The 20,264-nt window shown below is 72.8% G+C and carries 19 protein-coding genes; 13 read left to right on the top strand and 6 right to left on the bottom strand.

The window, feature by feature from the left end; genetic code table 11:
• From ACFYPG_RS01150 to ACFYPG_RS01205, 12 genes are read left to right on the top strand one after another with little or no spacing between them, the layout of a single operon-like run.
• Window positions 1-483: a phage tail protein gene (locus ACFYPG_RS01150; protein ID WP_030327509.1), complete on the top strand. Its 483-nt coding sequence runs from the start codon at window positions 1-3 to the stop codon at window positions 481-483.
• Window positions 458-1,957, top strand: a complete 1,500-nt coding sequence (locus tag ACFYPG_RS01155; RefSeq protein ID WP_387349407.1) for a hypothetical protein — start codon at window positions 458-460, stop codon at window positions 1,955-1,957. The genes ACFYPG_RS01150 and ACFYPG_RS01155 overlap by 26 nt, the downstream gene beginning before the upstream one ends.
• A complete protein-coding gene (locus tag ACFYPG_RS01160; protein WP_355007390.1) occupies window positions 1,957-2,829 on the top strand; it encodes a hypothetical protein in 873 nt (290 codons plus the stop codon). Before ACFYPG_RS01155 ends, ACFYPG_RS01160 begins: the two co-directional genes overlap by 1 nt.
• Window positions 2,826-4,418, top strand: a complete 1,593-nt coding sequence (locus tag ACFYPG_RS01165; RefSeq protein WP_355007389.1) for a contractile injection system protein, VgrG/Pvc8 family — start codon at window positions 2,826-2,828, stop codon at window positions 4,416-4,418. Before ACFYPG_RS01160 ends, ACFYPG_RS01165 begins: the two co-directional genes overlap by 4 nt.
• A complete protein-coding gene (locus tag ACFYPG_RS01170; RefSeq protein WP_355007388.1) occupies window positions 4,418-4,756 on the top strand; it encodes a hypothetical protein in 339 nt (112 codons plus the stop codon). Before ACFYPG_RS01165 ends, ACFYPG_RS01170 begins: the two co-directional genes overlap by 1 nt.
• Window positions 4,753-5,187 (top strand): GPW/gp25 family protein, encoded by a 435-nt coding sequence (locus ACFYPG_RS01175; RefSeq protein WP_355007387.1) that lies wholly within the window; start codon window positions 4,753-4,755, stop codon window positions 5,185-5,187. Before ACFYPG_RS01170 ends, ACFYPG_RS01175 begins: the two co-directional genes overlap by 4 nt.
• On the top strand, window positions 5,184-7,877 hold the full coding sequence (locus ACFYPG_RS01180; RefSeq protein ID WP_387349410.1) for a putative baseplate assembly protein: 2,694 nt from the start codon (window positions 5,184-5,186) through the stop codon (window positions 7,875-7,877). Before ACFYPG_RS01175 ends, ACFYPG_RS01180 begins: the two co-directional genes overlap by 4 nt.
• A complete protein-coding gene (locus ACFYPG_RS01185) occupies window positions 7,858-8,373 on the top strand; it encodes a phage tail protein (protein ID WP_328654054.1) in 516 nt (171 codons plus the stop codon). Before ACFYPG_RS01180 ends, ACFYPG_RS01185 begins: the two co-directional genes overlap by 20 nt.
• Window positions 8,370-9,299 (top strand): hypothetical protein, encoded by a 930-nt coding sequence (locus ACFYPG_RS01190; protein ID WP_387349412.1) that lies wholly within the window; start codon window positions 8,370-8,372, stop codon window positions 9,297-9,299. Before ACFYPG_RS01185 ends, ACFYPG_RS01190 begins: the two co-directional genes overlap by 4 nt.
• Window positions 9,296-9,757: a hypothetical protein gene (locus ACFYPG_RS01195; protein ID WP_355007384.1), complete on the top strand. Its 462-nt coding sequence runs from the start codon at window positions 9,296-9,298 to the stop codon at window positions 9,755-9,757. The genes ACFYPG_RS01190 and ACFYPG_RS01195 overlap by 4 nt, the downstream gene beginning before the upstream one ends.
• Window positions 9,758-9,787: 30 nt before the next feature.
• The gene (locus tag ACFYPG_RS01200) at window positions 9,788-10,543 is read left to right on the top strand and encodes a hypothetical protein (protein WP_355007383.1); all 756 of its coding nucleotides are present in this window, start codon (window positions 9,788-9,790) and stop codon (window positions 10,541-10,543) included.
• A gap of 50 nt (window positions 10,544-10,593) precedes the next feature.
• Window positions 10,594-12,798, top strand: coding sequence for a hypothetical protein (locus tag ACFYPG_RS01205; RefSeq protein ID WP_387349414.1), 2,205 nt, complete (start codon window positions 10,594-10,596; stop codon window positions 12,796-12,798).
• Between the two features lie 7 nt (window positions 12,799-12,805).
• On the opposite strand, the gene ACFYPG_RS01210 is transcribed toward ACFYPG_RS01205, so the two are convergent.
• From ACFYPG_RS01210 to ACFYPG_RS01235, 6 genes are read right to left on the bottom strand one after another with little or no spacing between them, the layout of a single operon-like run.
• On the bottom strand, window positions 12,806-13,651 hold the full coding sequence (locus ACFYPG_RS01210) for a PmoA family protein (RefSeq protein WP_387349416.1): 846 nt from the start codon (window positions 13,649-13,651) through the stop codon (window positions 12,806-12,808).
• Window positions 13,648-14,289, bottom strand: coding sequence for a hypothetical protein (locus tag ACFYPG_RS01215; protein ID WP_387349417.1), 642 nt, complete (start codon window positions 14,287-14,289; stop codon window positions 13,648-13,650). Before ACFYPG_RS01215 ends, ACFYPG_RS01210 begins: the two co-directional genes overlap by 4 nt.
• Window positions 14,273-15,160 (bottom strand): carbohydrate ABC transporter permease, encoded by an 888-nt coding sequence (locus tag ACFYPG_RS01220; protein WP_355007379.1) that lies wholly within the window; start codon window positions 15,158-15,160, stop codon window positions 14,273-14,275. The genes ACFYPG_RS01215 and ACFYPG_RS01220 overlap by 17 nt, the downstream gene beginning before the upstream one ends.
• A complete protein-coding gene (locus ACFYPG_RS01225; RefSeq protein ID WP_355007378.1) occupies window positions 15,160-16,143 on the bottom strand; it encodes a sugar ABC transporter permease in 984 nt (327 codons plus the stop codon). Before ACFYPG_RS01225 ends, ACFYPG_RS01220 begins: the two co-directional genes overlap by 1 nt.
• A 31-nt stretch (window positions 16,144-16,174) precedes the next feature.
• A complete protein-coding gene (locus ACFYPG_RS01230) occupies window positions 16,175-17,524 on the bottom strand; it encodes an extracellular solute-binding protein (RefSeq protein ID WP_355007377.1) in 1,350 nt (449 codons plus the stop codon).
• Window positions 17,525-17,543: 19 nt separating this feature from the next.
• Window positions 17,544-18,674 carry a LacI family DNA-binding transcriptional regulator gene (locus ACFYPG_RS01235; protein ID WP_387349420.1) on the bottom strand — a complete coding sequence of 377 codons (1,131 nt, stop codon included), beginning with the start codon at window positions 18,672-18,674 and terminating at the stop codon, window positions 17,544-17,546.
• Between the two features lie 237 nt (window positions 18,675-18,911).
• On the opposite strand from ACFYPG_RS01235, the gene ACFYPG_RS01240 reads away from it, so the two are divergent.
• Entirely contained in the window at window positions 18,912-20,240 is a 1,329-nt protein-coding gene (locus ACFYPG_RS01240) for a Gfo/Idh/MocA family protein (RefSeq protein WP_387349421.1), read from the top strand.
• The last annotated feature ends 24 nt before the right edge of the window (window positions 20,241-20,264 follow it).

Genomic DNA, 20,264 nt, shown 5'->3' on the forward strand with positions numbered 1-20,264 from the left:
ATGCCCACCACCGCCACCCCGCAACCCGGGGCCCCGGTCGACCCGTACCGGGCGTACAACTTCCGACTGCTCATCAACGGCGTCACCAACGGCCACTTCACCGAGATGACCGGGTTGGAGGTGAACATCCCCGGGCAGCCGTACCGGGAGCACGGCCTGGGTCGGATGCGGATGGTGCCCGGCCAGGCCGAGTACGAGCCGGTGACCCTGCACTTCGGCCTCACCGCCTCGCGCGAGTTGTGGGACTGGGTGAACGCCACCGCCCAGGGCACCCTCAACCGGCGCAACGTCTCCGTGGTGCTGCTCGACTCGGTCGGGACGGCCGAGGTGCTGCGCTGGAACCTGATCGACGCCTGGCCGACCCGGTGGCGCGGGGCACACCTCAACACCCTCAGCCACGAGATCGCCATCGCCTCGCTGACCCTGCGCTACGAGGGCCTGGAGCTGGAGACCGGCGGTGCCACCGCGCCGACGCCCGCGTAGCTGGCTGGCCGGCCGACTGCGCTCGGCGGCCGGAGCGGTGCAGCGCCTCGCCGGGCGGGTCGAGCCCGCCGGCCACCTTCCGCCGCCGTCGCAGACGCCCGAGGCGGCCCCACGCCGTTTCGGGGAACCGCCGCGGCACTGGCTGGACCTGGTCGCCGCCCACGCGCCCGGGCTGCTGCACGACCTGGACCTCGACCCGTCCCCGGCCGGCAACGCCGGGGCCGGGGTCCGGGACGGCGGGCAGGGCGACCCGGCCGGTCGGGTCGACGCCGACGGTGCGGACCCGGTCGCGAACGCCAGGTCCGGCGGGTCCGGCGGGCTCAGCGGGTCCGGCAGGCTCGGCAGGCTCGGCGGGTCCGGCAGGCTCGGCAGGCTCGGCGGGTCCGGCAGGCTCGACGGGCTCGGCAACGAGGGGGGTGTGGGCAGTCCCGGTGCGCGCGGGGACAACGGGCCGACCAGGTCGCGTGCCGAGGGCCGCACCGGCAGGGCGGGCCGTCCGTCGCGAGCCGGTGACCAGCCCGACGGTACGCGGACCGGGGCTGCCGGCCCGCCCGGCGACGGAACGCCCTCGTCCCACTCGAACCTGACCACCCCGCCGGCGGGATCCACCTGGCCGGACGCGTCGACCCCGCCAACCGGGCTGACCTGGCCGGCGGAACCGGGCGCGGCGGTGCCTCCGGTACGGCAGACGGCCCGGGTCGACGCCACTGCCCACGACACCACGGCCCACGATGCCGCGACCGTCGACAGCACGGCCCTCGACGCAAGCGGGCTGCCCCGGGCGGACGGACCCCGACAGCCGGCCCGTTCCATGGTCTTCGGGCCGCACCGTTCGCCGAGCGACCGCCCGCACCGGGTCGAGGCCACCCCAACCACCTCACATCCACACCGGGACGCACGGCGGTCCGGCGAGGTCGACCACCGGCGTTCCACCGGCGCGTTCCCCGCGCGGCCCACCACCGACCGGCTCCCGGATGGCCGCGACGGGTTCGGGGGCCACCCGGACGGTCAGCCCTGGCCCAGGGAGGACCGGAGCGGGCACCCGCGTGGCGATGCGCAGAACGCGGCATGGACCTCTCGAGGAGACGCAACGACTGTGCGGGGCAGCGACGGGAACGGGCCGATCCGGGGCGGGGTCGACGCACCCTGGACCGGGTGGACGGCGACGAGCGCCGGGAACCCGTCGGCCTCTGTGCGTGGTGACCTGGATCGCGTGGCGGACGGTGGACCGTGGCTGGCCCTGCCCGGTGAACCGGCGCCACCCGGACATCCGGCCGTACGGCGCGACGCACTGACGGACGCGGCCGGCGGCCGACGACCGACGGGCATCGACGGGTCGCCGTCCGGCGCGGCGGCCCGGAGCGTCGACCCGTGGCCGGCGCTGCCCGACGACTCCGCACTGTGGTCGGTTCCCGGCGCGGCGCTGGACACCGCCCAGCTGACCCGACTGGACCGGGAACAGGCGGGTGACTGATGGAACGCGTCGCCTTCCTCATCGACTCCTCCGGCGTTCGGGTGGACTGCCTGCTCAACCCGGAGACCGTGCAGGTGACCCGGCTCGCCGGCGTACGGCAGCGGGGTGCCGGCGGCGGGCAGCTCACCGGGGCCGGTCTGGCCGACGACCCACTGGTCTTCACCGGTGGTGGCCGTACCGAGCTGGTGCTCGACCTGCTCTTCGACGTGGACTTCGTGGAGGCGCAGCTGCGTCCGGCCGACGTTCGGGTGCTCACCCGTCCGCTGTGGATGTTGGCGGAGAATTCCACCGCCGAGCATGGCTGGCTGCGACCGCCGTTGGTCCGGTTGGTCTGGGGCAAGACCTGGAACGTGCCAGGTGTGATCGTCGCGGTGGCGGAACGGTTCGACGCGTTCACCGGCACCGGGTCGCCGCGGCGGTCCTGGCTGCGGCTGAAGCTGGTCCGCGCCGCCGAGACGGCCGATCAGGCCGAGGCCGGCTTCGCCGAGGAGTTGGCCGCCGCGAGCACCCCGACCGCCGCGCCGGGCAGCGCGGTGATCGCCGCCGGTGACGGCGCGGCCGAGCCGGGTCGCTCCGGTGTGCGTTTCGATCTGCTGGCCAACGACGCGCTGGGCTCGCCGCTGCGCTGGCGACTGCTGGCCGAACACAACCGGATCACCGATCCCCTGGCCGTGCCGGCCGGCACCACTCTCGCCGTGCCACCGAGCGCCGGCACCGCTCCGGTGACCGGGTTGGCGCGGGCGGTGGCGGGTGTGGTGGGCGCGGGAGCGTCGTACCTGGGCGCCTCGATCGCCGACGCGCCGTGGAACGCGCCGACTGGCCCGACCGCCGCCGCCCCGAGCGCGTCCGGCAGTCCCGGGGGTACGCCGTGACCAGCCTCGCGCCCCGGGCGTTGGTCGTCCTGCTGGACGGCGTCGAGCTGGTCGGCGCGGCTCGTCAGCGGGTCCGGTCGGTGCGGGTGGCGGCCCGGCTCAACCAGCCCACCCAGGCCGAGCTGGTGCTCGCCACCACCGCCGGGACCGGCGCATTCGACCCACCGGTACGCCCCGGCACGGCGCTCGACGTACGGCTGGCCGACCACGCGGACGCCCTGTTCACCGGTGAGGTCACCTGCGTGGAGGTGGAGTTCGCCGCCGACGGGGCGGCGGTGCTGCGGTTGCGGGCGTACGACCCGCTGCACCGGCTGCGCAAGCGGCAGGGGTTGCGGGTCTTCACCGCGGTGACCGCCGTCGAGCTGGCCCGGGAGTTGTGCGGCGCGGTGGGGCTGGCGGTGACCGCCGAGGTCGACGGCCCTCGGTTGGAGCGGCTGCTCCAGCACCGGCACAGCGACCTGGAGCTGCTGCGCGAGGTGGCCGGCCGGGCCGGGCTGCACCTGGCCGCCGACGGTGACGGCGTCCGGCTGGTCACGCTCGCCGGCTACGGGGAGCCGGTCACGTTGACGCTCGGCGCGGGGGTGCACAGCCTCCGGCTTTCCCTGAACACCGACCAGGCCAGCGGTGCCAGTGCGGCCTTGGGTTGGCACCCGCAGCGGGCCGAGGTGATCAGCCAGCAGGTCGACGAGGCGCGCTGCGGCCGACCCGCCGACGACCGCCCGGACCCGGCCGACGTGGGCGCCGACGGCGTTCGCACCGCTGTGGACCAGCCCGGCCGCAGCGACGACGAGTTGGCGGCGCTGGCCCAGGCCCGCCTCGACAGCCGCGCGGCGGCGCTGGCAACGGCCGAGGGGGTGGCCGAGGGCGACCCGGCGTTACGGCCGGGCCGCCGCGTCGACCTCGGCGGGGTGCCCGACCCGGTCGCCGGGACGTACGTGCTGACCGAAGTCGTGCACACGGTGGACGGCAACGGGCACCTGACCCGGTTCTCCACTGTGCCTCCGGCCACGCAGGCGACCCCGACCGGCGGCGCGGTGGTCACCCTCGGCAACGTCACTGACGTCGCCGACCCGGACGGGCTGGGCCGGGTCCGGTTGACCCTGCCGGCGTACGGGGATCTGGACGCCGGCTGGCTGGCCGTGCTCTGCCCCGGGGCCGGGCCGGGCAAGGGCCTGGTGGCGCTCCCCGATCCGGGCGACACGGTGCTCGTGGTGCTGCCCGGCGGCGAGCCGGCCTCGGGCATCGTGCTCGGCTCGCTGTTCGGCGCGGTCGAGCCGTACGACGCGGGCATCGACGACGGGAAGGCCCGCCGTTGGACGATGCGCACCTCCGGCGGGCAGTCGATCGTCGTCGACGACGTACGGCGCAGCCTGCGGCTGGGCACCGAGGGCGGCAGCTTCCTGGAGCTGACCCCCGACCTGGCCACCCTGCACGCGGCGTCCGACCTGGTGATCTCCGCACCCGGCCGGGCCATGGTGGTGCGCGCCCGCAGCGTGGACTTCCTGCACGCCGCCTCGACCGAGGACCCGACCACCGCGGCGGAGCAGGCCCGAACGCTTGCCCGCGCCCACCACGAAGGAGGCGGCTGATGCGCTGGATCCACCGGGACTCCGTGATCACCTGCGATCACGACGGTCGGGTCGAGAACCGACCCTCGCGGGAGTGGGTGACCGTCACCGGTGTGCCCGTGCTCGTCGACGACGACCCGGAGGGACGCAAGATAGTCGCCTGCCCGAACTACGGCCCGACCATCAAGCCGTGCACCACGACACTCACCGTACGCGTCGGTTACAGCGACTGGGTTCGCGTTGACGGGCACCGGGTGGTGCTGTCGCACCTGGAGGGGTTCACCAACGGCACACCGCCGGGGTTGGTCAAGCACACGGTGCGCGACCCGCGCCAGCAGTTCCTGGGGGCGGACCGATGAGGGCGTTCCGTTTCGTCGGCGCCGGCTTCGACGCCGGCCGCGCCGGCGGGTTGGCGCTCACCGCTGCCGGCGGCCTGGCGATGACCGAGGGCGACGAGAGCGTACGGCAGGCGCTGTTCCTGCTCCTGTCGACCACGCCGGGTGAGCGGCTGATGCGACCCGGGTACGGCTCCCGGCTGCACCGGTTGGTCTTCGCGCCCAACGACGACACGACTGCCGGTCTGGCCATTCACTACGTCCGGCAGGCCATCGCCCGGTGGGAGCCCCGGGTCGAGGTGATCGACGTGGACGCCGGGCCGGACCCGGACGACGCCTGGCGCCTGGTGATCCGGTTGGACTACCGGGTGCGGGCCAGCCTGACACCCGGGCAACTGGTCTTCTCCGTGGATCTGCTCCCCGTCGACGAGCCCGCTGAGGGAGGAGCGTCATGACGCTGCCCGTGCCGCACCTGGACGATCGCGGTTTCCTCGACCTGGTCACCGAGGCCCGGGAACGGATCCGGCAGTCCTGCCCGGCGTGGACCGACCTGTCGGCGCACGACCCCGGCATGGCGCTGGTGGAGACGTTCGCACACCTCACCGAGGTGATGATCTACCGGTTGAACCAGTTGCCGGAGAAGGCGTACGTCTCGTTTCTGAACCTGCTCGGGGTTACCCGGCACGCGCCGACGGCGGCCTGGGCGGACGTCCGGTTCACCCGTACCGGCACCGACCGCGGCGCGGTCCGGATCCCGGCCGGGCTGCGGGTCGCCGCGGCCCGGGGCGCGGACCCCCGGCCGGTCGTGTTCGTCACCACCGAGCCGACGCTGCTGCCCGCCGACGAGACGTCGGTGACGGTACGGATGCACCACTGCGAACCGGTCGAGGCGGAGCTGCTCGGGGTGGGCACCGGCCAGCCGGGGCAGGTGCTGCGCGCGACCCACGCGCCGCTGACACGCACCGCCGAGGCGCTGGACCTGCTGCTCGGGGTGGAGGTGGCGGCCGGCACCGTCGAGCTGGGCGCGGCGGCCCGCGAGCACGACGGCCGCACGTTCGAGATCTGGCAGCCGGTCGACAGCTTCGCCGGGCTCGGCCCGCAGGCCAAGGCGTACCTGGTCGACCGGTGCTCCGGCACTGTCATCTTCGCCCCGGCCCTCGACCTGCGACCCCCCGCCCTGACGACCCCGCACGGCGAGGCCACCGCCGACGCGGCCGCACCGACGAGCACCGCGCCGCCGGTGACCGTCGCGGCGGTGCCGCCGGCCGGACGGCAGATCCGGCTCTGGTACCGCGCCGGTGGCGGGCCGACCGGCAACGTGGCGGCGGGCACGCTGACCAGCCTGCGCGACCCACTGCCCGGGGTACGCGTGGACAACCCCGCGCCGGCGGCCGGCGGCCGGGAGATGGAGGCACTGGAGTCGGTGCTCCTGCGCGGCCCGTACGAGTTCTTCGCCCAGCAACGGGCGGTCACCGCCCGCGACTTCGAGGTCCTCGCGACCAGCTCCGGCGCGGTGGCGCGGGCGCGGGCGTTCACCCGCGCGGCGGTCTACAGCTTCGCCCGGCCGGGCGAGGTCGAGGTGGTGCTGGTGCCGTACGTGCCGGAGGCGGCCCGACCGGGCGGGCGGCTGCCGGTGGCGGTGCTGCGCGAGCACGAGGTGCCCGAGGCGCGCCACCGGGTCGAGGCGGACCTGGAGGAACGCCGGATGGTCGGCATCCGCTCCCGGGCCACCTGGGCACGGTTCAAGGCGGTGTCCGTGCGGGCCAGGGTGGTGGTCCGCCGCGAGGAGGACGTGGACGCGGTCCGCCGCCGCATCCATGACCGGCTGCACCAGACGTTGAGTCCGCTGCCCACAGCGCTCAACCCGACCGGCTGGCCGTTCGGCGAGCCACTGCGGGCGTCCAACGTGTACCGGCTGCTGGAGCACGCCGAGCCGGGGGTGCGCTACGTCGAGTCGGTGCGGTTCGTGGTCGACGAGGCCCCCGACGCCGACGTCCGCGCCCTCGCCGTGGACCAGTACCAGCCGCGCACCTGGTACGCCGGGCGCGGCCCGGTGCTGTTCCGCTCCAGCAACGGTGGCGCGGGTTGGGAACCGGCCGGTCGCTTCGACGACGAGACGGTGCTGCGGGTGGCCCCCGCGCCCGCGCCCGTACGGCCGGGCATCGTCGCGCGTCCCGGCTCGGTGGCCGTGGTGACGCTGCGCGCCTCGGGCGGCTCCCGGGTGCACCTGAGCACCGACCTGGGCGAGACATGGTCGCTGCTCACCGACCTGGATTCGCGGATCTCCGACGTGGCCTGGCTGGACCGCGACGGCGCGGGCGCGCTGCTGGTGGCCACCGACACCGGCCTGTACGAGGTGTCGCTGCTGCCCGGGGCGGTGCCGTTGCAGATCCTCGTCGACCCGTCCGACGCCGACCGGGGTTTCTACGCGGTCCGCACGTTCGTCTCCGAACGGGGCGCGCCGGGGGTGGCGGTGGCGGCGCAGGCCAGCTTCGGGGTGTACCTGTCGACAACCGGCGGCCGACCCGGCAGCTTCACCCACGTCGGTCTGGCCAACGTGGACAACCGGGTCCTCGCCGTGCAGTACGACGGCCCGGCCACCCTGTTGTGGTGCGGTGCGGGTGAGCCGGATCCGAAGAAACCCGGGCAGGGCTGCCACCGCACCCGGCTGTTCGAGTCGGACGTGAAGTGGCAGTCGATGCAGGCCGGGTGGATGGGCGGCACCTGCCGGGACCTCGCGTTCGTCGGTCAGCAGGCGGTGGCGGCCACGCAGAGCGGTGGGGTGCTGCGGCTGGACGCCCTGGCCGCCCAGCCGCAGTGGCAGGCGGTGTCGGTCAACTGCGGGTTGCCGTTGCGGGACCGGACCCGGTTCGTGCCGGTCGACGCCATCGCGGTGAGCGGTCCGACGGCCGGAAGCGCGGCGGCTGGCGGCACCGGCGCGGCGGCTGGCGGCACCGGCGCGGCGGAGCGGCTGATCCTGGCCGGCGGCGAACGCGGCGTGCACCGCAGCGCCGACGCCGTCACCTGGACGCCCAGCGCCAACCAGGCCACCGCCGACGTGGTGACAGTCCCCGATACCTGGCTGCTCTGCTCCGGCGAGCACGACATCGAGGTGGTGCGCCAGGATGCGACGTTCGGCGATTGAACGGCTGCTGCCCGCCGCCTACCAGCGGGCCTGCGTGCCGGGCAGCGTGCTCTGGGCGCTGCTGGACGTGATGGAGGGGCTGCACGCCCCGGACGAGGCGATCCTCGCCGAGGTGGACGCGCTCTTCGACCCGTACCGGGCGCCGGACGGGCTGGTCGTGCGGTTGACCCGCTGGGTGGCGATGGATCACGTGGTGGCCTCGCCCCGACCGGACACCCCGCTGCCGCTGCCGGTGGGTCGGCTGCGCGACCTGGTGGCCAACGCCGCCCTGCTGGCCCGCTGGCGCGGCACCCCGTACGGGATGCGCCGGGCCCTGGAGTTGGCCACCGGGATGTCGGGCTTCGCCATCGACGAGCCGCCCGAGCGGGCCTTCCACGTCGTGGTGCGGGTGCCGGTCGCCGCCGCCGGTCAGCTCGCCGTGATCACCCGCATCGTCGAGGCGGAGAAACCTGCCTCGGCCACTGTCGAGATCGTCCTGGAAGAGGAGTCGTCATGACCACCGAGTGGGCGGTCGTCGCCGCCGCCGAGCAGTTCACAGTCGACCCGCGCAACAGCGGCGAGCTGACCTTCACCGTCTCCAACCCGGGTAACGCGCCGGACACCGTGGTGTTCGACGTGGCACCCGGTGACGGCTCGCAGCGGGCCTGGTTCACCGTCGCCGAACCCCAACGCGTGGTACCCGGGCAGGGCTCGGTGTCGTTCCTGGTCAAGCTCGCCGTGCCGGCCGGCACGGCGCCCCGGCGCTACGACATGACCGGGTTCGCGTACTCGGCCAACACCGCGCCGGAGGAGAGTTCCCGCTCCAGCGGCCGGGTCACCTACGAGGTGCGGGCGGTCGCGCCGCCACGGCGTACCCCGTGGTTGTGGATCGCCGCCGCGGCGGCGCTGGTGCTGGTGGTGGTCGCCGTGGGGGTGGTGTTGCTGACCCGCGACGGCGAGCCGACCCCCGGCGAGCCGCGGGTGGTCACCGTCGAGGCGGAGAGCCTGGTGGAGGGCGCGCTGGTGGAGTCTCCGACGAAGAGCGCCGCGAAGGTGGAGGCGCAGCCCAACTGCTGCGGGGTGACCTGGTCCGGCGACAAGCAGTTGTTCTTCCAGGGGTTGGCCATCGGCGACAAGGTCACCGTGACGGTGCAGATCCCGGCTGACGGCACCTGGCGTTTCGCCACGGTACGCACCACCTCCCTCGACTACGCCAACACCGTCTTCGTCATCGACGGCCGCCAGGTCGGCGGGACGTTCCTCGGCTTCACCCCGACGGTGCGCAAGACGGAGTTCCTGGACGTCGGCACGGTCCAACTCACCAAGGGCCCGCACCAGGTCACGCTCCTGGTGGTCGGCAAGACGCAGGGCACGAACCGCTACTTCGCGGGCGTCGACGAGATCCGGTTCACCGAGGTCGTGGCGCAGGCCGTGGCGCGATGAGTGGACGGCAGAAGGCGCTGCTGGGGCTGTTCGCCGTCCTGCTGGTGGCGCTGTTCGTGGTAGCGGTCGGGGCGGGCCGGGACGACCGGGGTGATCCGAGGGCCCGGCACGGGTTCGTCGACCGGTTGGGCGCGCTGGGCGGCGAGCGTTCCGCTGTGGATCCGCTGACGGTCAGCGCCGACTGCGCCGACGAGACGGGCCGGCTGGCGTTCTCCGGCAGTTGCGTGGTGCGGGTGGCGGATCCCGGCGGGCTGCGCACCCTCGTGCTGCGCAGCGCGGCACGGTTCACTGTCGTCGCCCCGGCGCCCGGCGACGCCGACCTGACCATCCGCGACGAGGTCGAGCCGGCCGCGGACGGCACCGGCGCGGTGGCGAAGATCGCCGTCGACCAGGCCACCGAGGTGGGCCTGGCCTGCCCCGGCCTGGGCGGCTGCACTGTCGTCGTGGCCACGTCCTGAATCGACAGGGACCGAGAGGAAGGTGCCGCCGTGGGTGACCTGCGCAAGCCGTTCCTGCTGATGGCCATGCTCGCCATCGTCCTGGCGATCGGGGTGGAGCTCGGCGCTGGGCTGCTGCTCGGCGGCGCCGACGCCGGCGCGGCCCTCGCCGACAGCGCCGGCGCGCTGGACGTGGAGATCGACGACGTGTCCGGGGTCAGCGAACCGTCCGGTCGGGGCACCGGCTACCTGGCGCTGATCGACGCGGTGGCGGTCTGGAGCACCGGGCTGTTCTGCCTGGGGCTGCTGCTGCCCGAGCGCGTCCAGGGTCGGGTGCAGGGCGTCGCCAGCCTGATCTTCTCGATCATCCTGATCATCGTCGGGTTGGTCGCGCTGGTCGTCGCGTTCGTCGAGCTGATGATCATGGTGTCGCTGTTCCTGGCCGTCCCGTTCGGCACCCTGGCCTACCTGGCGCTGTGGGGTTTCTTCCCGGTCGGTGAGGCGGCGGTGCTGCTCGGGCTGGTGCTGCTGCTCAAGCTGGTGTGGGCCGGGATGCTGGTGCTGGCCCAACCGCGTTTCCTGCAGAACAAGGGCCTCGTCCTGCTGATCCTCACCACCCTGCTGTGCACCGTCGTGCTGGAGTTCCTGCACAACCTGGTGCCGGTGATCCTGGTCAGCATCGTCGACGACGTGGCGGCGCTGGTCTTCGCGATCATCGCGATCATCTGGGGCCTGGTGCTGTTGATCGGCTCCATCCCGGCGATCGTCAAGGCCATCCGGGTAACGGCCGCCCTTCCGAGCCGTTGACCTTTGCGGTATCGGCAGCGCCTGGGTGAATTGTCTGTGACCCTGACGGCGTGGACGAGACGCCGGGGCGCGACGCCGTGGAGCTGCGCGTGCACGGCATCTCCGGCGTCACCGCCGAGCGGATCCTCGACCACCCGATCGTGACCCGGGTCGCCGGGAACACGCATGCGGGCTTCTTCCGGCCCCGGCCTGGCAGCGGCACCGCCGGCGGGGCCACCGACGGGGTTGCCGTCGAGGCGTACCGCTGGGGTTCGCTGACCGCCGGCGCGGCGGTACGGACGGCCTCGATGTTGCTGCTGCTGCCCTTCATGTTGAGCAACCTGGCGATCTGGCTCCGGCCGGCGGGGCACGACAGGTGGGGGCTGCTCGGCCTGCTGTGCCGGGTGCTCGCCGGCACCCTCACGGCCACGTTCGTGCTGGCGGCGGTGGGCGTCACCCTCGACCTGGTCGGCTGGCAGTGCGTGCCGTACCCCGGGTGCCGGGCCAGCCGCCCCTACCTGGCCTGGCTGCACACCGTCCCGGCCGGGCCCCGGCTGGCCCTGCTGTCGCTCGTTCCCCTGCTGGCGCTGTGGGTCGTCTGGGCCATCGGCACCCGGTCGGCACGGGCCTTCGAGGGGTTCGGCCCGTTGGCGGCGCAACCCCGCTCCGACGACCGGGACCAGAGCCTCACCGACGCCGGTTTCTGGCAGGACGCGCACGTCACCGGTTGGCTACGGCAGGTCCATGTGGTGCTCGGCATCGGGACGCTGGACGTCGCACTGCTGGCCGGCGTCGCACCGGGCGGGATCGGTCACGTCGTGCTGTTCGTGATCGCCGTCGGCCTGCTCGGGGCGAGCGTGGTGCTCCTCGCCCTGCCCGTGCCGACCAGCCCCGTGCGGGCCCGACGGATCCTGCGACCCCTGTGGGCGACCACAGTGGTGGCGACCGTGTTGTGCCTCGGCTCGGCCACGCTGGCGGACGCGACACCGTCCGGCTCGGGCAAACTGCCCGGGTACGAGGGCGCCGCCGCCGGGGTGGTCGCCACGCAGGGTGTCCTGCTCGTCGTGCTCACCGTCGTCACGTACACCCGCCAGCGTGCCGCCCGCGGCGACGAGCGCCCCGTCCTGCGCGGGCTGGGCACCCCGGTCATGGCTGCGGCGGCGGTGAGCATCGGCGCCGCCTTCACCGCGACTCTGGTCTACCGCGTCGCCGACGCCCTCGACCACGGCGACATCCCCGACCCGATCCGGCCCAACCCGCCGATCGTCGGCCCGCTGGACCCGCCGGTGGCCTACTGGTGGGCAGCGCTCGCCGGGCTCGCCGCGCTGCTGATCGGGGCGGCGGTGACCTCCGTGACCCTCCTGCTGAGTCGGCGACGGCGACGGCGGTTGGCGGCACGGATCATCGAACGGGACTACCCCGACGTGCCGGCGGCGGACGCGCACCGGCTGCGCGTGATCCGGGAGACCATCGCCCGGTCCCGGGTCACCGAGGAGCTCGGCCCGGTGCTGCTCGCGTTCCTGTTGATCGCGTCGCTCGGGCTGACCACCGTCGCCTTCGACGTGATCGGGATCGGTCCCACCCAGCTCGCGGACCGGCTGGGCGGGGACGGCCGCGCGGCCGTCGTGCTCGCCTACGTCACCGACGCCGGTGTCTGGGTGATCAGCCTGCTGGTGATCTGCCTGCTGATCCTCGGGTTCCGCGCGTACCGGTCGGCGCAGACCCGGCGGGTGGTGGCGGTGCTGTGGGACCTGGGCACCTTCTGGCCCCGGACGGTCCACCCGTTCGCGCCGCCCTGCTACGCCGCCCGCGCCGTCCCGGAGCTGGCGAAACGGGTCACCGGGCTCACCGCGCGGGGCCCGGTGGTCATCTCCGGGCACAGCCACGGCTCGGTGCTCGCCGCCGCCACCATCCTGCACCTACCGCCGGCCGTGTTGACCCGGGTGTCGCTGTTGACCTACGGGTCACCGCTGCGGCGCACCTACGCGCGGCTCTACCCCGCGTACTTCGGACCGCGGACGCTGCACGACCTGGGTGGGCGGATCGGGTGGCGGTGGCGCAACCTGTGGCGGGACACCGACCCGATCGGCGGGCCGATCTTCCCGCCGGGCTCGCCCGGAACACTGCCGGACGTCGACGTCCGACTGCGTGATCCCCGCAGCCTGACCATCGACCCGGCGGACACCGTGCCGCCGCCGATCGAAGGACACTGGCCGTACCACACCCAGGCCGCGTACCAGGTCGCGATCCGTGAGCTGCTCGACCGGTCCGGCTGATCCGCACTCACGGCGTCAGCGCGACGAGGGCCGTCACCGCGTCCCGGTCGAGGGTCCCGTCGGCCACCCACACCAGGTACCGGCCGTGCCGGCTCCCACCGGCCGGCATCACCGCCGGACGGTCGAACGCGAACGCCACACAGACCCCCGGATACATCCCGGTCCGCACGAACCACCTGTCGTCGCGGCCGAGCCCCGAGAAGACCAGGGTGTACGCCCCGCCGCCCGACCGGGCGCCGGTCAGCGCGAGCCACGGCGCCGCGCTGCCGTTGACCGTCTCCTCCCCGACCGCGTCGGCGGTGAACACCGCCGGTTCACCGTCGGCGGCGGCCCGCCAGAAGAACCCGCCGTAGCCGGCCCCACCCGGGCGGCCGTTGGTGGCCGGACTGCCCAGCCGGATCTCCCGGTCGTCCGGGGCGACGAGGACGGACTCCACGTCGAGGCGCCAGGCGTCCGGTGTGACCACCGACGCGGCGAGCCACCTCCGCTCGGTCAGCAGCACCCCGCCGGTCCGGTCGCGCCACTGGAGATCGTGCGCGTACCGGCCCGGGGACCGTTCGACCTCACCGGTGTGCGCGATGACGCCGTGGTCGTCGCGCCAGGTGTAGCCGACGTCGCGGACGTAGGTGCGCCCGCCCCAGAGGTTGCTGCCGTCGACGTCCTGAACCGCGAGGGACGCGCCGAGGTGCCACACGTGGTCGGCGGGGAGCGCGTCGGTGACCACCGTTCCGCCGAGCGTGCGCACCGGGTGCAGGTACGGCCGGGGACCGTGTCGCGCGTCCAGCGCCGGGTCGAGCACGTACTCGGCCACCTCCGTGGCCCCGACCGTCAGCCGCACCGGCTCCCCGCTCACGGCAGCTCCCCAGGGCCGGCGACGGCGACGGAGACCGGCCGGCGATTGGCGACGGCGTGCAGGGCTGCCACCGTGTAGCCGGCGAGGATCGGCACCGCGACCGGGGTGACCAGGACGGTGAGCAGCCCGGCGAGTGTGACGACCCCGGTGAGCGCCGCCCAGCGGATGGGCGCGTCGAGGCAGGCGCGCGCGGCGGAGCGGGCTGAGGCCCGCCACCGCACGCCCCCGTTACCACCCACCTCGACGACGACCAGCCCGGCGTACCCGGCCAGGCCGGCCGCGACCAGCGCCGTCACCAGCAGCGCAGCCGGGCCGCCGGGCACCCGGCCGGTGGCCAGCGCCGCCAGGTCGGCGGCGAGCAGCGCGGTGGCGGCGAGCGCCAGCAGGCTGACCGGCACACCGGGCAGCACCGCGCGGCCGAACCGGCGCACTGTCGTGCGTGCCGAGGGCCAACTGCCGGTACGCGTCCAGTCGTGCACCGCCGCGCTGGCCGTGCCCGCCGCCGCGGCGGCGGTGAGCAGGGGGACCGCCGCGAGGGTCAGCAGGATGCCCAGCAGGGCCAGGTCCGCGGCGTCGCGGGCGACGTCGCGCCAGTCCCGCCGCCCGCCGGTGTCCACCGGTTCAGCCCTTGATGCCACTGGTGTTGATCCCCTCGACGAGCATCCGCTGGAACGCGACGAAGAACAGGAAGACCGGCAACAGCGACAGCACCGACATGGCGAACATCGGGCCGACCGCGCTCTGGCTGGTCGAGTCGATGAACAGGGTCAGCGCGACCGGGACGGTGTAGTCCTCCAGTTGGGACAGGAAGACCAGTTGGCGGAAGAAGTCGTTCCAGGTCCAGATGAACGAGAAGATCGCCGTGGTGACCAGCGCCGGGCGGCTCAGCGGCAGGATGATGTGCCGGAAGATGCCGAACGGGCCGGCGCCGTCGATGCGGGCCGCCTCGTCCAGCTCCCGGGGTACGCCCCGCATGAACTGCACCATGAGGAAGACGAAGAACGCCTCGGTGGCCAGGAACTGCGGGATGAGCAGCGGCAGGTACGGCCAGTCACCGCCGACCAGCCCCAACGTCCGGAACAGGATGTACTGCGGCACGATCAGCACGTGCTGCGGCAGCAGCAGCGTGCCGATCATGACGGCGAACCACATGCCGCGCAGCCGGAACCGCAGCCGGGCGAAGGCGTACGCGGCCAGCAGGCAGGAGAGGCCGTTGCCGACGACGGTGAGCAGGCTGACCATGGCGCTGTTGAGGAAGAACCGGCCGAAGCTGACGTCGAAGTTGGACCACCCGGCGGTGTAGTTGCCCGGGGTGAACCGTTCGGGCAGCAGCCCGACGTTGTTGACGATCTCCTCCTGCGACTTCAGCGAGGTGCCCACCATCCAGATCAGCGGGTAGAGCACCACGGCGACGATCGCCACCAGGATCAGCAGTCGCAGCACGGGCCGTCCGCCGGGGCGTCGGCGCACGTTAGGCGGCGCTGCGGTCGTCGGGGTCACCGCCACCATCACCGGTCCTCCCCGTCGGAGTAGTGCACCCAGAACCGTCCGGTGCTGAAGAAGATCGCGGTGATGACCGCGATGGCGAGCAGGAACACCCAGGCCATCGCCGAGGCGTAGCCCATGTTGAGGTCGGTGAAGCCGGTGATGTAGAGGTTCAGCGTGTACATCAGGGTGGAGTCGACCGGCCCGCCGGTGCCGTTGCTGAGCACGAACGCGGCGGTGAAGCCCTGGAAGCCGTTGATGGTCTCCAGCACCAGGTTGAAGAAGATGACCGGGGAGAGCATCGGCAGGGTGACGTTGCGGAACTGGCGGAACCGGCCGGCCCCGTCGACGGACGCGGCCTCGTACAGCTCGGTGGGCACCTGCTTGAGCCCGGCCAGGAAGATCACCATCGGTGCGCCGAACTGCCAGATGGCCAGCACCATCAGTGTTTCGAGGGCCCAGTCGGGGTCGTTGACCCACGGTTTGCCGGTGATGCCGAAGAGACTGAGCAGCGAGTTGAACGCGCCGTCGCGGTTGAACATGTTGACCCAGACGATGGCCAGCGCGACGCTGCCGCCGAGCAGGGACGGCAGGTAGAACAGCCCGCGGAACAACCCGACGCCGCGCCAGGCGCGGTTGAGCAGCAACGCCACGCCGAGCGCCGCGGCCAGCTTCAGCGGTACGGCGATCAGCGCGAAGGTCAGGGTGACCCGCACCGCGTGCCAGTACGACGGGTCGGCGGTGAACATCCGTTCGTAGTTGGCCAACCCCACCCACTCCACCTCGGAGAAGGGGGTGAGGATGTCGTAGTTGGTGAAGCTCAGGTAGAGCGACAGCAGCATGGGGATCGCCGTGACACCCATCAGGCCGATGAGCCACGGCGACAGGAAGACGTACCCCGCCAGACCTTCGCTGTGCCGGAAGCGTCCGGGCCCACGCCTGTCAGCATGGGCCCGGTCGGGTCCGGGGCCGCGTCGGGTCGGGTCGGGTGCCGTGGTCAACGCCACGAACAGCTCCTCTCCTCGCCTGTTCGGGCGGTCAGGCGATGGCGGACTTGCACGCCTCGATGAACTGGGCGGCGGCCTCGGCGGGGGTGGCCCGGCCGTACTGCGCGTTCTCGGCGGCCTTGATCAGCTCGGACTTCACCTTGCTGTGGCCCTTGATCGGCACCTGCGGTGACTTGCCGAACTTCTGGGTCAGCTCCGCCTCGACGGCGATGGACTGCTTCATGGCCGGGTCGGTGGTGTCGTCGCTGACCACCCGGCGCAGGTCCAGGTTGGACGGCAGACCACGGTCGGTGCCGAGCAGCTTGACCGCTTCGACGTCGTTGTTCAGGAAATTGATCACGTCGACGGCGACGTCCTTGTTCTTGCTGCCCTTGAACACCGACCAGTACATCGAGGCACGGGCCCACTGCGCGCTCGGGTCACCGGGGTAGGCGATCACGCCCAGTTCGTCCTTGGTGTTCTTCTTCAGGTCCGGCATCTGGTTGGCCCAGACCCAGGAGGTCGCCGACTTGCCGGTGACAACCAGTTGCTTGGTGACGTCGCTGGAGTTGCCCTCGTGGATGACGTCGGCGCTCGGGGTGGCCTTGCGGTCCCGGGCGCCCTTCCACAGGTCGAACCACTTGGTCACGTCCTCGGCCGTGAAGCCCAGCTCCTTGCCCTGGTAGAGGTCCTTGCCCTGTTGGCGCAGCCAGACCCAGAACGCCTTGTAGTCGGCGCTCGGGTCCTGGGTGCCGGGCACCTTGGTCTTCGCGGTGACCTGCTCGGCCCAGGCGATGTGCTGCTCCCAGCTCATCCCGGTGGTCGGCTCGGGCAGGTTGTTCTTGGTCAGCAGCGTCTTGTTGTAGACCAGGCCCTGGGTGTTCTCCCCGGCGGCCAGCCCGGCGAGCTTGCCGTCGACGACGCCGTACTGCCAGAGGCTCTCGGGGAACTTGGAGGTGTCCAGCTTCCCGGACTCCTGGTACGAGGTCAGGTCGAGCGTGGTGTTGCGGGCCGCGTACTCGGCGAGGTAGTTGTCGTCGATCTGGAACAGGTCCGGCGGATTGCCGCCGGCGGTGAGGGTGGCCAGCTTGTCGAAGTAGCCCTGGTTGGCCTGCCAGGTCTTCTCGAAGGTCACGTTCGGGTGCTTCTTGGTGTAGAGCGCCAGCGCGTCCTCGGTCAGCTTGGCCCGGGCGTCGCCGCCCCACCAGAAGATCGAGAGCTTCACCGGCGCGTTCGGGTCGGCGGCGTCGCCGCCGTCGTCTCCGCAGGCGGCAGCGCCGAACATCAGCGGTGCGGCGACCGTCACGGCAAGCAGGCCACGCAGCAGGTGCCGCCGGGGCAGCGGGGTACGGTGGGCGCGCCCGACGGACGCGTCAGTGGTGGGGGGCGTTGCGGGGTGCATGTGCGCTCACTCCTCGGCATTAGGAGGCGACGGCGTCACCGGTGGCCGCAGTCGGGATGCCCGGGTCCGCAGGGCAATGCGGGCCCGGGCCACGTGGTGCGGCCAGGGGACGTGCCGGTCGGGCGTACGGGCCCGGACCGGTCGAGTCGCGGATGACCAGGTCGGTCTGGAGCATTACCTGTGCGGTGGTACGACGGACGCCGAGCGCCGTGCCGGCACCGGACCCCCGCGCACCGCGCGGTGACTCGATGTCCTGTTGCAGCAGCATGTCGACGGCCGTCCGGCCGGCGGCCCCGGTGGGTGTGGCCACCGTCGTCAGTTTGGGGCGGGTCAGCCGGCTCAGGGTGATGTCGTCGACCCCGACGACGCTCACCTCCTGCGGCACCCGGACCCCGAGCGCGTCCAGCCCCTCGATCAGGCCGATCGCCATCAGGTCGTTGTAGGCGAGCACTGCCGACACGCCGCTGCGTCGCACCTGCTCGGCGACGGCGGAGCCGCCGACCTCGGTGGGCGCGTTGGGGCCGAGCATGGTCAGCTCCGCGCCACCGGCTCGGGCGGCCGCGCTGGCGGCACGGCGCATCTCCCGGTTGGTCCACGAGCTGCGCGGTCCACCGAGCAGCGCGATGCTGCGGTGCCCCAGGCCGACCAGGTGCTCGATCGCCGACCGGGCGCCCTGCCCGACGTCCATCAGCACGCAGGGCAGGCCGGTCACCTGGCGGTTCACCACGACCAGTGGCACCTCGCGGCTGAGCTGCTCGATCAGGCTGTTGCTCATCCGGGGGCTGCACAGCAGCACCCCGTCCACCTGCTTGGCCAGCGCGTGGACCAGCTCTTCCTCGGCGGTCGGGTCCTCGTTGGTGTCGGCCACGAAGACGTGGTAGTCGCGGTGCCGGGCCTGGCTCTCCGCCGCCTTGATCAGCGGCGGGAAGAACGGGTTCGCGATGTCCGCGATGATCAGCCCGATGTTGTGCGTCCGCCCGGTGATCAGGGCTCGGGCGGCGCGGTTGGGCCGATAGCCCAGGTCCTCCGCGCAGGCCAGCACCCGGACCCGGGTCTCCGGGTTGACCAGGTGGGGAGCGGAGAAGGTGCGGGACACGGTGGAGATGTGCACACCGGACGCTCGGGCGACGTCCCGGATGGTGACTGGCACGGCGGCCCCTTCGTCCGATGTGGTGGCGGTCACGCAGGTGTGGCCCATTAATGCAAACGGTTGCGCCAGTGTCAACGGTCAATGATTACGGCTTCGTTGCACCCACACTCCCCTTGGTCACCTGCAACCCCTCAAACGCCGACAAATGACACCGATCACGCCGTCTTCGTTGACGTGAACGCATCGATCGTGATTACTTCACTGCAAACCTTTGCAGCACTCACGGGAGGCGACCGCATGTCACCGAGAGCCGCCGGACGGGTCCGGTACGCCGTCGTGGGCACCGGGGCGCGGGCCGAGATGTTCGTCCGGGCGCTGGTGCTCGACCACGCCGACACCACCGAACTGGTCGCCTTCGCCGACGTGAACCAGGCCCGGATGGACGCGCACAACCGCTGGCTGGGCGAGCTGGGTCAACGCCCGGTGCCCACGTACCCGGCCGGTGACTTCGCGACCATGCTGGACAAGGAACGCGTCGACGTCGTCCTGGTCACCAGCGTGGACGTCACCCACGACGAGTACGTGGTGGCAGCGCTGCGCGCCGGCCGGGAGGTCGTTACCGAGAAGCCGATGACAGTGGACGCGGCCCGCTGCCGGCGGATCCTGGACACTGTCACCGAGACCGGCGGGCGGGTGACAGTCGCCTTCAACTACCGCTACAACCCGCTGCACGAACAGGTTCGCCGGCTGCTCGCCGAGGGCGCGGTCGGCGAGATCGGCTCGGTGCACTTCGAGTGGCTGCTCGACGTCCGCCACGGCGCCGACTACTTCCGCCGTTGGCACCGCGACAAGGCCACCTCCGGCGGGCTGATGGTGCACAAGGCCAGTCACCACTTCGACCTGGTCAACTGGTGGCTGGCCGCCACGCCCGTCGAGGTGTACGCGGCCGGCCGACTCTTCTTCTACGGCGAGGACGGTCGCCGGCACGGGTACGCCCGCGACTACGACCGGGCGCACGGCTCCCCCGCCGCCGCCGACGACCCGTTCGCCCTGCGGCTGGACGCGCATCCCCGGCTGCGCGAGCTGTACCTCGACGCCGAGGCCGAGGACGGCTACCAGCGCGACCGCAACGTCTTCGCGCCCGGGGTGAGCATCGAGGACGACATGGCGGTGCTGGCCCGCTACTCCACCGGCGCCACCATGACCTACCACCTCACCGCGTACGCGCCCTGGGAGGGCTACCGGGTGATGGTCAACGGCAGCCGGGGCCGACTGGAGCTGAACGTGGCCGAGAACGACTACGTCGACCGGGGCACCGCCGGCGCGGTCAAGGGCGCCGCGCTGCACGGTGCCGAGGCGCCGGCCGAGGGCGGTGGTGCGACGCTTACCCTGCGCCCGTTCTGGGCCCCGCCCCGGCAGATCCCGGTGGAGGGCCGCAGCCGGCACGGGCACGGCGGCGCGGACGCCCGGATGACCGGGGTGCTCCTCGGCGGTCAACCCGACCCGTTGGGCCGCGCCGCGACCGCCGACGACGGCGCGTTGGCCCTGCTCACCGGCCTGGCCGCCAACCGATCCTTCGAGACCGGCCAACCCGTCCGCGTCGCCGACCTGCTCACCCCCCGCTGACACAGGAGACGAGGAGCCCCACTC

Source organism: Micromonospora sp. NPDC005553 (genome assembly GCF_042871765.1).
Taxonomy (GTDB): domain Bacteria; phylum Actinomycetota; class Actinomycetes; order Mycobacteriales; family Micromonosporaceae; genus Micromonospora.

Excerpts from the sequence above, each read along its gene's own strand:
- ACFYPG_RS01240 (WP_387349421.1), top strand. The coding sequence starts at position 18,912 with ATGTCACCGAGAGCCGCCGGACGGGTCCGGTACGCCGTCGTGGGCACC.
- ACFYPG_RS01170 (WP_355007388.1), top strand. The coding sequence starts at position 4,418 with ATGCGCTGGATCCACCGGGACTCCGTGATCACCTGCGATCACGACGGT.
- ACFYPG_RS01175 (WP_355007387.1), top strand. The coding sequence starts at position 4,753 with ATGAGGGCGTTCCGTTTCGTCGGCGCCGGCTTCGACGCCGGCCGCGCC.
- ACFYPG_RS01195 (WP_355007384.1), top strand. The coding sequence starts at position 9,296 with ATGAGTGGACGGCAGAAGGCGCTGCTGGGGCTGTTCGCCGTCCTGCTG.
- ACFYPG_RS01230 (WP_355007377.1), bottom strand. The coding sequence starts at position 17,524 with ATGCACCCCGCAACGCCCCCCACCACTGACGCGTCCGTCGGGCGCGCC.
- ACFYPG_RS01220 (WP_355007379.1), bottom strand. The coding sequence starts at position 15,160 with ATGGTGGCGGTGACCCCGACGACCGCAGCGCCGCCTAACGTGCGCCGA.
- ACFYPG_RS01180 (WP_387349410.1), top strand. The coding sequence starts at position 5,184 with ATGACGCTGCCCGTGCCGCACCTGGACGATCGCGGTTTCCTCGACCTG.
- ACFYPG_RS01160 (WP_355007390.1), top strand. The coding sequence starts at position 1,957 with ATGGAACGCGTCGCCTTCCTCATCGACTCCTCCGGCGTTCGGGTGGAC.
- ACFYPG_RS01190 (WP_387349412.1), top strand. The coding sequence starts at position 8,370 with ATGACCACCGAGTGGGCGGTCGTCGCCGCCGCCGAGCAGTTCACAGTC.
- ACFYPG_RS01185 (WP_328654054.1), top strand. The coding sequence starts at position 7,858 with ATGCGACGTTCGGCGATTGAACGGCTGCTGCCCGCCGCCTACCAGCGG.
- ACFYPG_RS01150 (WP_030327509.1), top strand. The coding sequence starts at position 1 with ATGCCCACCACCGCCACCCCGCAACCCGGGGCCCCGGTCGACCCGTAC.